The 12,735-nt window shown below is 66.4% G+C and carries 11 protein-coding genes; 4 read left to right on the forward strand and 7 right to left on the reverse strand.

Translation table 11 applies throughout. From position 1 onward, the window contains the following. The first annotated feature begins 348 nt into the window (after window positions 1-348). Genes CLU90_RS13165 through CLU90_RS13180 form a run of 4 tightly spaced genes read left to right on the forward strand, consistent with a single transcriptional unit; the run spans window position 349 to window position 3,432 of the window. Window positions 349-1,095, forward strand: coding sequence for a DUF4198 domain-containing protein (locus CLU90_RS13165; protein WP_100428118.1), 747 nt, complete (start codon window positions 349-351; stop codon window positions 1,093-1,095). A 2-nt stretch (window positions 1,096-1,097) separates the two neighbouring features. Then, the gene (locus tag CLU90_RS13170) at window positions 1,098-1,433 is read left to right on the forward strand and encodes a DUF3649 domain-containing protein (protein WP_092713718.1); all 336 of its coding nucleotides are present in this window, start codon (window positions 1,098-1,100) and stop codon (window positions 1,431-1,433) included. Further along, entirely contained in the window at window positions 1,430-3,052 is a 1,623-nt protein-coding gene (locus CLU90_RS13175) for a PepSY-associated TM helix domain-containing protein (RefSeq protein ID WP_100428119.1), read from the forward strand. Before CLU90_RS13170 ends, CLU90_RS13175 begins: the two co-directional genes overlap by 4 nt. Then, complete coding sequence (locus tag CLU90_RS13180) at window positions 3,052-3,432, forward strand: DUF3325 domain-containing protein (protein WP_100428120.1); 381 nt, start codon at window positions 3,052-3,054, stop codon at window positions 3,430-3,432. Before CLU90_RS13175 ends, CLU90_RS13180 begins: the two co-directional genes overlap by 1 nt. On the opposite strand, the gene CLU90_RS13185 is transcribed toward CLU90_RS13180, so the two are convergent. From CLU90_RS13185 to CLU90_RS13215, 7 genes are all read right to left on the reverse strand, one after another. Then, complete coding sequence (locus CLU90_RS13185; RefSeq protein WP_100428121.1) at window positions 3,419-5,227, reverse strand: putative bifunctional diguanylate cyclase/phosphodiesterase; 1,809 nt, start codon at window positions 5,225-5,227, stop codon at window positions 3,419-3,421. The genes CLU90_RS13180 and CLU90_RS13185 overlap by 14 nt on opposite strands. A gap of 168 nt (window positions 5,228-5,395) precedes the next feature. Further along, the gene (locus CLU90_RS13190) at window positions 5,396-7,024 is read right to left on the reverse strand and encodes a methyl-accepting chemotaxis protein (protein WP_100428122.1); all 1,629 of its coding nucleotides are present in this window, start codon (window positions 7,022-7,024) and stop codon (window positions 5,396-5,398) included. A 226-nt stretch (window positions 7,025-7,250) separates the two neighbouring features. Further along, on the reverse strand, window positions 7,251-8,726 hold the full coding sequence (xylB, locus tag CLU90_RS13195) for a xylulokinase (RefSeq protein ID WP_100428123.1): 1,476 nt from the start codon (window positions 8,724-8,726) through the stop codon (window positions 7,251-7,253). A 17-nt stretch (window positions 8,727-8,743) separates the two neighbouring features. Beyond that, window positions 8,744-9,634 (reverse strand): AraC family transcriptional regulator, encoded by an 891-nt coding sequence (locus CLU90_RS13200; RefSeq protein ID WP_092713730.1) that lies wholly within the window; start codon window positions 9,632-9,634, stop codon window positions 8,744-8,746. 35 nt (window positions 9,635-9,669) lie between these two features. Beyond that, complete coding sequence (locus CLU90_RS13205; protein ID WP_100428124.1) at window positions 9,670-10,794, reverse strand: ABC transporter ATP-binding protein; 1,125 nt, start codon at window positions 10,792-10,794, stop codon at window positions 9,670-9,672. A gap of 2 nt (window positions 10,795-10,796) precedes the next feature. Further along, window positions 10,797-11,837, reverse strand: coding sequence for an NAD(P)-dependent alcohol dehydrogenase (locus CLU90_RS13210; protein ID WP_092713734.1), 1,041 nt, complete (start codon window positions 11,835-11,837; stop codon window positions 10,797-10,799). Window positions 11,838-11,848: 11 nt separating this feature from the next. Beyond that, window positions 11,849-12,667, reverse strand: a complete 819-nt coding sequence (locus CLU90_RS13215; protein ID WP_442906744.1) for a carbohydrate ABC transporter permease — start codon at window positions 12,665-12,667, stop codon at window positions 11,849-11,851. Between the last annotated feature and the right edge of the window lie 68 nt (window positions 12,668-12,735).

A 12,735-nucleotide genomic window follows, 5' to 3' on the forward strand; every position in this document is an offset into this window, starting at 1 on the left:
GCGGCAAAGCGTTGTACGTCAGCGATGGTGCGGTAATACGCTTAAGCTGGCGGCACCATGCGGCACCTCACTCTTGCATGTCTCACAACCCCACATTATAATAAGAATAGTTCTCATTCACATTTAGACTCTCAACAGAGTGTGCACGCAGCCGCTACGCCAGTGCGCAGTTGAATGACACGCTGCGCCAGCCAGGCATCTCCGCCAAGCAAGCCTTCCCATATCAATAACGAAAGTAGAAGTTTCATGGCGCGAGCACGTTCGCTGGCCGGCACTGCCGCCGCGACGTCCCGATACTTCGCACCGCTGCGATAACCATGTTTCTCATCACGAACGAAGGGATACACCATGCACCTCACTTCCATCGCGCGCCTCGGCGCCCTCGCCACCGCCCTGCTGGGCGCGGCCCTCGTTTCCGGCACGGCCAGCGCACACCAGATCTGGCTGCAGCAGGACGGCAAGGCGGCCAGCGTGTACTTCGGCGAGTTCGGCGACAACCTGCGCGAAGCGTCGCCCGGCCTGCTCGACAAGTTCAGCATCAGGAACGTGACGTGGATTTCGGCGGCCGGCAACAAGTCCCTGCAGGCCAGCAAGACGGCCGGCGCCTTTGTCCTGAACGGCAAGGTGGCGGCCGGCGAAAGCATCATCGTCGAGGAAGACAACTACCCGTCGTGGGAAGAGAAAAAGGATGGCAAGGCCACGCGCACCGTGTGGATTCCCGCCGCGCGCCTGATCGCCGACGGCAAGGCGCAGACACCCGCGCTGACCCTGGACCTGGTGCCGACCGGCAAACCGGGCCAGTTCCAGGTCAGCTACCAGGGCAAGCCGCTGGCGCAGGCCAAGGTCAACGCCGTGGTGCAGTCGGGCTGGAGCAAGGAAGCGTGGAGCGATGCGCAAGGCCTGGTCAGCTTCCCGCTGCCATGGAAGGGCACCTATGTGCTGGAAGTGCAGCACACGGACAAGACGGCCGGCCAGCGCGGCGCGCAAGCCCATGACAAGGCCATGTTCGTGACCACCCTGAGCCTGGTGCAGCCGCAAGGCGTGACGCCGCTGCCGGCCGGTCCGGCCCTGCCGCCCAGCAAGGATCACGACTGACCATGCAAGCGCCAGCCATCACTAAAATGCCGCGCCTGCGGCTGTCCGCCGGCGCCGTGTACCGGCTCGGCGTGGCCTCGCGCAGCGTGGCGGCCATCGTCGGCGGCTACGTGCTGGCCGCGCTGGTCACCATGCTGCTGTCGGTGAGCCTGCCCATGGCCCGTTCCGAAGCCGTCATGACAGCCACCCTGCTGTCGTTTGCCATCTACACCTGCGCCGTACTGTGGGCCTTCGCCACGCGCAGCGCCCTGCGCGCCTGGCTGGGCCTCGCGATTCCCGCCGCCGTCATCGCCGCCATCCTGCAGTGGATGGACGCACTATCCTGGAGTCTCGCATGAAAGAAGGTTTCCGCCAGTCGATGGCATGGCTGCACACCTGGTCCGGCCTGCTCGTCTGCTGGATTCTATTGCTGGTGTTTTGCGCCGGCACGGCCAGCTACTACCGCAATGAAATCACCTTGTGGATGCAGCCCGAACTGCATGGCGCCGCCGCCAGCGAAGTGAGCACCGAGGAAGCGGCCAAGGTCGCGCAGCAGGCGATGGAAGAGCGGGCCACGGGCGCCACGCGCTGGTTCATCAGCCTGCCCGGCGAGCGCAGCGCCGCCACGCAGCTGGGCTGGAGCAAGCCATCGCAACCGGGCGAAAAGAAACGCGGACGGCGCGGCAATTTTCATAGCGAAAAAGCCGACCCGGCCACGGGCGAGGTGCTGTCCAAGCCGCGCGAAACGCGGGGCGGCGAATTCCTCTACCGCCTGCACTTCGACCTGCACTACATGCCGGCCATCTGGGCCCGCTGGATCGTGGGTTTCTGCGCCATGTTCATGTTCGTCTCCATCATCAGCGGCATCGTCACGCACAAGCGCATCTTCAAGGACCTGTTTACCTTCCGGCCGAAAAAGGGCCAGCGCTCGTGGCTCGACGCGCACAACGTGACGGCCGTGCTGGCCCTGCCCTACCACATCATGATCACCTACACGGGCCTCGTCACCCTGATGTTCCTGTACATGCCATCGGGCGCCACGGCCGCCTACAAGGGCGACCAGGACGCCTTCTTCGCCGAAGCCTTCCCGGGCCGCTCGGGCGACAGCAAGCCGGCCGGCGTGGCCGCACCGCTGACGGCATTGGCCCCCCTCGTGCGCCAGGCGGAACAGCACTGGGGCGGCGGCAAGGTCGAACGCATCTCCATCAGCCATCCGGGCGACGCCAACGCCACCGTGACGTTGACGCGCGCGGGCGGACGCGACATGTCGTCGAAGCAGCCGTCGATGGAATTCGATGGCGTGTCCGGCAAGCTGCTGTCGACCGACGGCGAGGCGCAGCCCGGCGCCGCCGCCACGCAAGGCGTGATGGTCGGACTGCACGTCGCGCATTTCGGCGGCCCGCTGCTGCGCGCCCTGTTCTTCCTGTCCGGCCTGGCCGGCTGCGCCATGGTCGCCACGGGCGCCCTGCTGTGGGCCGTCAAGACGCGCCAGAAGCAGGCCAAGGCGCTGGCCGCCGGCAAGCGCGCCAGCTTCGGCCTGCGCCTGGTCGAGGCACTCAACATCGGCGCCATCGCCGGCATCCCGATCGCCTTCGGCGTCTACTTCTGGGCCAACCGCCTGCTGCCTGTGGCGATGGAAGAGCGGCCGCAAGAGGAAATTGCCTGCTTCTTCGGCGCCTGGGCCCTGGCCGCCATCATCGCCCAGCTGCGCCCGTCGCGCGCCATGTGGCGCATGCAGCTGGCCGCCGGCGCCTTCCTGCTGGCGTCGCTGCCCGTGCTGAACGTCTTTACCACCGATTCGCATCTGGGCGTGACCCTGTTCCTGGGCCGCGGCCCCGTGGCGGTGGCCGCCTTCGACCTGGTGGTGCTGGTGCTGGGCCTGGGCCTCGCGTATGCGGCGTTCAAGTTGAAGCCGCTGCCCGTGAAGGCGGTCAAGGCCGCGCCGGTAAAACCGGCGCAGACGATGGAGGCCGCGTGATGGAGCCGCTGTCGAACTTCCTCGCGAATTTTCTCGTTTTAGCGCTGTGCTATGCGGGCCTGTCCTCGCTGTGCCTGGCGATGGACCGCCACTACGCCGACCTGCACGGACGCGGCGCCGAACCGCCCGCGCCGCTGCGCCGCCGCCTGCAGTGGACCGGCTGGCTGGCGCTGGTCGCCGGCCTGGCCTGGGCCATGCACATCGCGGGCGGCGGCTATGGCCTCGTCTACTGGGTCGGCAGCCTGACAAGCTGCGGCTTGCTGCTGATCTGGCTGCTGCCGTACGCGCCCCACCAAGCCATGCGCCTGGCGCGTATCGCCGGCAGCGCGGCCGTGCTGGCCGCCGTGATGCTCGCGGCGCTGTCCGTCACGCCGGGCTAGGCGACTTGAGCCGCGCCTCGATGTCCTCGGGCGCCACGGCGCGGCCAAGAAAATAGCCGAACGCTTCGTCGCAGCCCATCTCGGCCAGCAGTTCCAGCTGCTCGCCGCTTTCCACGCCGCCGGCGATGGTGCGCAATCCGAGCGTGCGCGCCATGGCCACGATGGCGCGCACCACGGCGCTATCGCCGCCCGGCTTGCCCAGGTCGTCGACGAAGCATTTTTCGATCTTCACGGCATCCGTGGGAAAGCGTTTCAGGTAAGTGAGCGAAGCGTCGCCCGTGCCGAAATCGCTGATAGCGATCGCCATGCCCAGCTGGCGGAACTGGCGCAGTATCAGTTCGCAGTTCTGGCTGCTGTCGATCAGGATGCCGGCGGCGATTTCCAGTTCGATGCAATGACCAGGCACGCCGGCCGCCTCCAGCGCGGCGGCGAAATTGCGCGCGATATCGCGCTGGTAGAACTGGCGCGCCGACAGGCTGACGGACACCGTCAGCATCTGCCCCTGCGCGATCCAGCTGCGCGCCTGCTCCACGGCCGTGGCCAGCACCCAGGCGCCCACGGGCAGGATCAAGGCGCTTTCCTCGAGCACCGGCAAAAAATCGAGCGGCATCATCAGGCCCAGTTCCGGGTGCCTCCAGCGCAGCAGCGCCTTCACGCCCGTGATCCGGCGCGTCTTCAAGTCCATGCGCGGCTGGTAGTACAGCACGAATTCATTGCGTTCGAGCGCGTGGCGCAGGGCCGTCTCGAGGATGGTGCGCGAATACGACTGCGTCTGCATGCGCGGCGCATAGCGCTGGCAGGTACCGGGCGCGTGGCGCTTGGCCGCATACATGGCCAGGTCGGCCTTTTCGATCAGCGCATTGACGTCGTCGTCGTCATCCGGGTACAGGGCCACGCCCACGCTGGCCGCCACCGACAGGCTGTATTCGCCGATAACGAAAGGCGCGGCGATGGCGCGGACGATTTTCTCGGCCACCCGCTCGGCATCGTGCGCCGCGCGCAGTTCCGTCAGCAGGATGATGAATTCGTCGCCGCCCTGGCGCGCCACCGTGTCGACCTTGCGCACGCACTGCTGCACCCGGCGCGCGAACTCCGTCAGCACCTGGTCGCCCACGTCGTGTCCCAGGCTGTCGTTGATGGATTTGAAGCGGTCGATGTCGACGAACAGCACGGCCAGCAGCCCCTGGTGGCGGCGCGCGTAGGCGATGCCGTGCTCGAAGCGGATCTGGAAATGCAAACGGTTCGGCAAGCCCGTCAAGCCGTCGTGGTGGGCGATGAATTCCAGCTGCTGCTCGGCGCGCCGGCGGGCCGACACGTCGTGCAGCAGCAGCACCGCGCCGCCCTGCGCCAGCGGCGCGCAGCTGTACTGCACGTCGATGCGCTTGCCGTCGAGATGGCGCAGCAGCACGGCGCCGCGCGCCACTTCCAGCACTTCCTGCCGCGCCACGCAGTCGCGCACCTGGCGCGCCGCATCGATGGGCGAGCCGTCATGGAACAGCGGCAGCAGTTGCGTCACGGGCTGGCCCGGGCCATCGTCGCCCAGCAGCCCGCCCATGGCGCTGGCGCGGGGATTCAGGTACTGCACCACGCCGTCATGGTCGGTGCCGATGACGGCCGCCGGCAAGGCATGCAGCAGCGCCAGCGCATCGGCCATGCGCCGCGCCTGCGCCGCCTGCAGCACCGCGCCCGTCGCATGGCGCATGCGCCACATGCGCGCCGCCCGCCACTGGCAGGCCAGCAGCACGGCGAGCACCATGGCCAGGGCCAAGCACAGCGCCAGCAGCAGCGCCGTCATGCGTCACCCGGCAGGCAAGAGATGGAAGACATGCTTTTCCTTTGCAACGCGCGCCGTGCGGCCGGGCGCAAATACATGCTGAAAGGAAATAATATAAGAATTTCGGCGCGATATTTGCCTGATGGGGCGCCGCTTGACTGGCATCAAGCGGCGCGTGGCGCGTGTGCTTCAGGCCAGCGACAGCTTCCTGGCCGGGGCGGCGCCCGCCGGTACGGCCATGCCGGGCGTGCCGTGCAGCTTGAAGATGCTGACGGCGTCGGCCAGGCTGGCCGCCTGCTGCTGCAGCGCGTCCGCGGCGGCGGCGGCCTGCTCCACCAGGGCCGCGTTCTGCTGCGTCACGCCATCCATCTGGCTGATGGCGATGCTGATCTGCTCGATGCCGTCGCGCTGCTCCACGCTGGCCACGGCGATCTCGCCGATGATGGCGTTCACGCGCTGCACGCTGCTCACCACGTCATCCATCGTGCGCCCCGCCTGGCCGGCCAGCACGCTGCCCTCTTCCACCGTGCGCACGGATTCGCCGATCAGCTGCTTGATTTCCATGGCCGCCGCGGCCGAGCGGTGCGCCAGGCTGCGCACCTCGGTGGCCACGACGGCGAAGCCGCGCCCCTGCTCGCCCGCGCGCGCCGCTTCCACGGCCGCATTCAGGGCCAGGATATTCGTCTGGAAGGCGATGCCGTCGATGACGGCGATGATGTCGACGATGCGCTTCGATGAAGCATTGATATGGCTCATGGTCTGCACCACTTGCGCCACGGCTGCGCCGCCGCGCAGCGCCACGTCGGACGCGCCGCCGGCCAGCTGGCGCGCCTGGTCCGCGTTGTCGTTATTCTGCCGCACGGTGGACGTCAGCTCGATCATCGAGGCAGCCGTTTCTTCCAGCGAACTGGCTTGTTCTTCCGTGCGCGAGGACAGGTCCATATTGCCGCTGGCGATTTCCGCCGAGGCCGTGGCGATGGCGTCCGTGCCGGTACGCACCCGTCCCACGATGGCGGCCAGGTTGCCGCTCATGGCTTTCAGTGCGCGCAGCAAGTCGCCGATTTCATCGCGGCTGCCATCGGCCACCACGGCGCGCAAGTCGCCGGCCGCCACCTGCTGGGCAATGCCCACGGCCGCACCCAGCGGTACCGTGATGCTGCGGATCAGCCACCACACGGTGACGCTGCCGACGACCAGAGTCACCAGTACGGTGGCCAGCATGGCGATGCTGGCGCTGCGGTGCGCGGCCGCGTCCTGTTCCTTCATCTGCGCCATCAGGCTGTGCGACTGCTTGCCGATGGCGGCCACGATGGCGTCGATCTGGCGCGTCGGTTCGCGGTCCATGCCCTTGACCAGCGCATCGACCACGTGGGCGCTGTCGGCACGCGCGCCATCGAATTTTTGCAGGGCCGCCAGGTAGCTCACGCCCAGCGCGTCGTGCGCCTGCAGCGCCTGCTCCACGGACGCCGTGTCGAGCCCCAGCGCCGCCATCATCGATTGCAGGCCTTTCAATTCCTTGCGCGTCTGCGCGCCGCTGGCGACGAACGCTTCGCGGTAACGCTGGAAGGCGGCCGCATCACCGCCGCGCAGCAGGATGTTTTTCCACTCCTGCACCTGGATCTTGAATTCCACCTGCGCGCTGCGCGCCGCATCGACGGCTTCCGTCAGGGCGACGGAGCGCTGCATGGCGTCCGCGCTGCGCGCGCTGGCCGCGTCGAGCGCGCTCCAGCCGCGCGCACCGACGAAGACCAGCGCAAGAAAGAAGAAGGCGCCCAACAGACCGAGGCGGACGGAGATTTTCAGATTCGCGAGTTGCATGTGTTTCTCCCAGCGGCAAGAACAGGATGGCAACAAAAGGCTGCCGAAAACTATCCAATTCTCACCCGATGGCCGAATCATGCAGCGCCCCCGGTGAAAAACCAAGCGGCGCTTTCGCTACAGAAACACTTTCAACATAGAAACAACAAATTACAAGGGAAGGTTGACTGCCTGACCATGGTGACGTGTTCGCAGCATGGTCAGGCCGGCAATCTTGCCGGTCGCTTCAGCGCGACACGGCGGCCGCTCCCGCGAACTCCTCGCGCAGCAGCGGATACAAACGCCGGTAGCGCGCCAGCCGTTCGTCCAGCACGGCGGAGGCCTGCGGCGCGATGGTCTCCTGCACGGGTGGCCGCGTGCACACTTGCGCGGGCGGCAAGCCCGTCACGGCCATCTGCGCCAGGCGCGCCGCGCCCATGGTGCCGCCAGCCGCGCCGTGGTCGTGGCGCAGCACGTTCAAGCCCGAGGCATTCGCGCACAGCTGGGCCCAGAAGCGGCTGCGCGAACCGCCGCCCACGAACGACGCTTCTTCCAGCTGCGTGCCGGCGCTGCGCAGGGCCGCATTGCCGTCGGCCATGGCAAAGGCCACGCCTTCCATCACGCTGTAGGCCAGGTCCGCCCGTCCGTGTTCCGTCGACAGGCCGAAGAATACGCCGCGCGCGCAAGCGTCGTTGTGCGGCGTGCGCTCGCCGCTCAGGTAGGGCAAAAAGACCGGTGCGGCGCCCGCCTCGACGTGTTCCGCCAGCTTCACCAATTCGCCGATGTCGGACGACTGCGTCAATCGCGCCACCCAGCTGAGGCTGGACGCGGCGCTGAGGATCACGCTCATCTGGTGCCAGCGCTCGGGCAGGCAGTGGCAGAACGCGTGCACGCCCTGGCCAGGATTGGGCGCAAAGCCATCACTGCCCGCGAACAGCACGCCGGACGTGCCCAGCGACAGCAGGCCGGCGCCCGGCTCCACCACGCCCAGGCCGACGGCGGCCGCCGCATTGTCGCCCGCGCCGCCGGCCAGCAGCACCGGATGCGCAATGCCCAACTCCTGGCACAGGGACGGCCGCACCTGCGCCGCGGCGGCGTTGCCTTCGACCAGGCGCGGCATGTGCTCACGCGTCAAACCGGTGGCGGCCAGCATGCGTTCGGACCAGTCGCGTCTGGCCACGTCCAGCCACAGGGTGCCGGAGGCATCGGACATGTCGGACACGTACTCGCCCGTCAGGCGCAGCGCCACGTAATCCTTGGGCAGCAAGACCTTGGCCGTGGCGCGGAACAGCGATGGCTCGTACTTCTGCAGCCACAGCAGCTTGGGCGCCGTGAAGCCGGGCATGGCCTGGTTGCCCGTGATGGCGCGCGACTCGGGCACCAGCGCCTCGAGCTCCACGCATTCGGCAAACGCGCGCGTGTCGTTCCATAACATGGCCGCGCGCAGCACGTGCTGCTGCTTGTCGAGCAAGGTGGCGCCATGCATCTGGCCCGACAGGGCGATGCCGCGCAAGCCGGAAAACGCCACCGGCTGCGCGGCGCGGATGGCGGCGATGACGTCCAGGGTGGCGTGCCACCAGTCTTCGGGATTCTGTTCCGACCATCCCGGATGGGGGCTGGAGACGCGCAAGGTCACGCCGGCGCTGGCGAGGATGGTCTGCGCATCATCGGTGAGGATGGCCTTGACTTCGGAGGTGCCGATATCGATACCGAGATATGTCATTTGATTCCAGAAGAAAGTTAAGAATGGCCGTCGACGGACGGCTCGGGCATGTTCATCAGCAGGCAGGAGCGGAACTTCGACGGCGACATCTGCTTGTGGGCCAAAAACTGGCGGTTGAAATTGGAAAGGTTGTTGAAGCCCGTGCGGTAGCAGATGTCGGTGACCTTCATGTCCGTGTTCATCAGCAGCTCGCAAGCGAGCGCGATGCGCTCCTGGTTCACGTACTGGATGAACGAAGTGCCCGTATGCTTGCGGAAGAAACGCGTGAATTTCAAAGTGTTCATTTCCGCCACGTCGGCCACGTCCTGCTCGCAAAAGTCGAGCGTGATGTTCTGCTTGATATAGGCCAGCACCAGGTTGATGGTCGACGACATGTAGCGGCCCGCCTGCGCCAGGTAAGCCACGCTGGCCAGCGCTCGCCGTTCGCGGCAGTCGCACAGTTCGCCGAACAGGCGCGTAAACAGTTCGACCCGGCGCAAGCCCTGCGCCGTCGTCAATTCCTTCATCAGCGGCACCAGGCGCAGGCCCAGCGCGTCGGGAAATTGCAAGCCCCTGGCCGCCTCGCCCAGCAGGGCTTTCAGGGGCGCCATTTCCGGAAACAGCAGCGCGCAGCGTTCGATGAAGTCGCCGGAAAACTGCAGCACCAGGTCGCGCTCGGGCAGGACCACGCCTTCCGGCAGTTCGCTGACCCAGTTGTGCGGCAGGTTCGGCCCCGTCAGGATCAGATTGCCCGCCCCGTAGCTGCCGATATGGTCGCCGATGAAAAATTTGCCGTTTGACGTGATGATGAAGTGGAGTTCGTACTCGGGATGGAAATGCCATTTCGCCACCGTGTGCGGAAAGCCGTGCGCCCACGCGCGAAACGATTCGTGGATCGGTTTGTGTATCAGTTCCAGGTCAGGCGTCACGGCAGTTTCCTTGCGCGGTCTCGTTGCCAGCTATTCTAACCACTTAGCTGAGCACTGAGCGCCAAAGCAAGTCCGCTGTCGGCGTCGAACAGATGCATGTGCTCTTCATCGAAGGCCAGCGCCAGGGTCTGGCCCACCTGCGCCGTGCTGCTGGCCACGTTCGCCGGCAGCAGCGCGGACAGGCTCAGGGCGCCGCACTGGAAGCTGATCAGCGCTTCGGCGCCCAGCAACTCGACCAAGTCGATCGCGCACGCCAGGCCATGCGTGCCTGCCTGCTCCTGCGGCAGCGCCGCGCGCAAGTGATTCGGCCGCAAACCGAACACCACGCGGCTGCCTGCCGCCAGCGCGGCGAAGCGGGGGGAAATCAAGGACCAGCGATAGCCGGCGCAGACGAGCACCGTTTTCCCGCCGTCTTTTTCGACGACGCCATCGATGAAGTTCATGGCAGGCGTGCCGATGAACCCCGCCGCAAACAGGGTGCGCGGATGGTTGTACAGCTGCGCCGGCGTGCCGATCTGCTCGATGTGCCCGCCCTTCATCAGCACCACCCGGTCGGCCAGCGTCATGGCTTCGAGCTGGTCGTGCGTGACGTACAGGGTGGTGGTGCGCAGGCGGCGGTGCAGGCGCTTGATGTCGGCGCGCAGCTGCGCGCGCAGCTTGGCGTCCAGGTTCGACAGCGGTTCGTCGAACAGGAACACTTGCGGCGTCTTGATCATGGCGCGCGCAATGGCCGTGCGCTGCTGCTGGCCGCCCGACATGGCGCGCGGCTTGCGCTCCAGCAGGCTGTCCAGGCTGAGGATGGCCGCCACCTCGCGCACGCGGCGCTCGATCTCGTCGTGCGGCACCTTCAGGCGGCGCAGGCCGAAGGCGATATTGTCGTACACCGTCATGTGCGGATACAGCGCGTAGTTCTGGAACACCATCGCCACGTTGCGCGCGCGGGGCGGCAAGTCGTTGACGATGGCGCCGCCGATGTGCAGCTCGCCGCCGCTGATGTCTTCCAGGCCCGCGATCATGCGCAGCAAGGTCGACTTGCCGCAGCCCGATGGCCCCAGCAGGACGATGAATTCGCCGTCAGCTATCTCCAGGTCGAACGGCTGCAGCACGGCCGTCTTCTCGTCATAAGTCTTGTGCAACTGCCTGCAAGCGATGTTTGCCATGGTTAGTCTCCTGCCAGTTCGATCTGGATCTTGACGTCGCGCGGATGGCCCTGGGCCGCTTCCTCGAACGCCTGCACGCCGTCGGCAAAACCGAAGGTGCGCGAAATGAAGGGCTTCACGTCGATCTTGCCCGAAGCCAGCAAGGCGATGGCGCGCGGGAAGATGTTCGCGTAGCGGAAGACGGATTCGATGCGCACTTCCCTGGCCTGGATGGCGACGATATCGAAGGGGACATTTTCGGGCGGCATGCCGACCAGCACCAGGCAGCCGTTCGGGCACAGCAGGTCGACGATGTTGTCGTAGGCACGCATGCTGCCGCTGGCTTCAAAGACGATGTCGGCGCCCCAGCCGTCCGTCAGTTCGCGCACCGTATCAAACAGGCTGGCCTGGCGCACGTCGACCGTGGTCACGGCGGGATTGTCGGCGAACAGGGCCAGCTTTTCCGGCACCAGGTCGGCCAGGATCACGCGCGAGCAGCCGCCCGCCAGCGCGGCCAGCGCATTCATGGCGCCGATGGTGCCGGCACCGATCACGACGGCCACGTCGCCCGGCTTGATGGCCGCCTTTTTCGCCGCCTGCAGGCCGATGGCCAGCGGTTCGACGATGGCGCCTTCGCCGAAGCTGACGTTGTCGGGCAGCTTGAAGGTAAAGGCGGCCGGATGCACGACGTACGGCGTGAGGCAGCCGTGGATGGGCGGCGTGGCCCAGAAGCGCACGGCGGGATCGAGGTTGTACAGGCCGCGCATGGTGGCCGGCGAATCGAACTGCGGCACGCCCGGCTCCATGCAGACCCGGTCCCCTACCTTCAGGTGCGTGACTTCCGCGCCCACTTCGGCCACCACGCCGGACGCTTCGTGGCCGAGCACCATCGGCGCTTCGACGGCGAAGGGGCCGATCTTGCCGTGCTTGAAATAGTGCACGTCGCTGCCGCAGATGCCCACGGTGTGTATCCTGATTTTCACGTCGCGCGGGCCGACGGCCAGCGGCAGGTCGATGTCGCGCAGGGTGATGGAATGCGCTTGTTCCAGTACGAGTGCTTGCATGATGGAATTCCTTATTTATGTTTGAGCATGGAGTTGAGCAGCCGTCCCAGGATGCCGACGAATAGCAGCGGCGGCAGCGCCAGCAGCACGGTCGAAGCGTTCACCACGCCCCACGGCACTTCCTGGCCCATCGAGGTAAAGGCCGACGCCACCACGGGCAGGGTCATGCTCTTCGACGAGGTGAGCGCCAGCGCGATCATCAGTTCATTCCAGACCAGCACGAAGCTGAAGACGATGCCGCCCATCAGGGTCTTCGACGCCACCGGCAGGGCCACGTGCCAGAACACCTGGTAGGGGCCGTAGCCGTCGAGCGCGGCCGCTTCCTCGATCTCTTTCGGGATGCGGGCAAACGCGGGAATCGACAGCCAGATGATGGTCGACAGGGTCACCAGCAGATACGTCACCACCATCGACAAACGCGAGTCGTACAGGCCCAGGTCGATCCAGATCGAGATCAAGGGAATGGCGACGGCGACGGGCGGCAAAAAGCGCAGCGACAACAGGAAGAACTGGATATCCTTCTTGGCCGGGATCGGATAGCGGGCGATCGCATACGCGGCCGGCACGCCCAGCACGGCCCCCAGCAGCACGGCCACGCCGACGATGGCCACGCTGTTGCCCAGTCCCGTCAGCACTTCGGGGCTGGCCAGCACCTGCTTGTAATTGGCCAGTGTCGGGCTGAAGAAAAAGCGCGGCACGGGCGTGACGATGTCCATCAGCTCCTTGAAGGAATTGAGCACGGCCCACAGGATGGGGAACAGCGCCACCAACACGATGACGGTGGTAATGGCGGTGGTGGTGATGGCACCAATGCCGCCCGGGGTGCGCAGCACCCTAAGACACCTGACAAAACCGTTGCGAGCAGATGTGAGTTGTGGCTGAGAAGCGGAACTGTGCG

The organism is Janthinobacterium sp. 67 (assembly GCF_002797895.1).
Taxonomy (GTDB): domain Bacteria; phylum Pseudomonadota; class Gammaproteobacteria; order Burkholderiales; family Burkholderiaceae_D; genus Janthinobacterium.

What these genes read in the sequence shown, in the direction of transcription:
- CLU90_RS13165 (WP_100428118.1), top strand. Translation starts at nt 349, where the DNA reads ATGCACCTCACTTCCATCGCGCGCCTCGGCGCCCTCGCCACCGCCCTG.
- CLU90_RS13170 (WP_092713718.1), top strand. Translation starts at nt 1,098, where the DNA reads ATGCAAGCGCCAGCCATCACTAAAATGCCGCGCCTGCGGCTGTCCGCC.
- CLU90_RS13175 (WP_100428119.1), top strand. Translation starts at nt 1,430, where the DNA reads ATGAAAGAAGGTTTCCGCCAGTCGATGGCATGGCTGCACACCTGGTCC.
- CLU90_RS13180 (WP_100428120.1), top strand. Translation starts at nt 3,052, where the DNA reads ATGGAGCCGCTGTCGAACTTCCTCGCGAATTTTCTCGTTTTAGCGCTG.
- CLU90_RS13185 (WP_100428121.1), bottom strand. Translation starts at nt 5,227, where the DNA reads ATGACGGCGCTGCTGCTGGCGCTGTGCTTGGCCCTGGCCATGGTGCTC.
- CLU90_RS13190 (WP_100428122.1), bottom strand. Translation starts at nt 7,024, where the DNA reads ATGCAACTCGCGAATCTGAAAATCTCCGTCCGCCTCGGTCTGTTGGGC.
- xylB (WP_100428123.1), bottom strand. Translation starts at nt 8,726, where the DNA reads ATGACATATCTCGGTATCGATATCGGCACCTCCGAAGTCAAGGCCATC.
- CLU90_RS13205 (WP_100428124.1), bottom strand. Translation starts at nt 10,794, where the DNA reads ATGGCAAACATCGCTTGCAGGCAGTTGCACAAGACTTATGACGAGAAG.
- CLU90_RS13210 (WP_092713734.1), bottom strand. Translation starts at nt 11,837, where the DNA reads ATGCAAGCACTCGTACTGGAACAAGCGCATTCCATCACCCTGCGCGAC.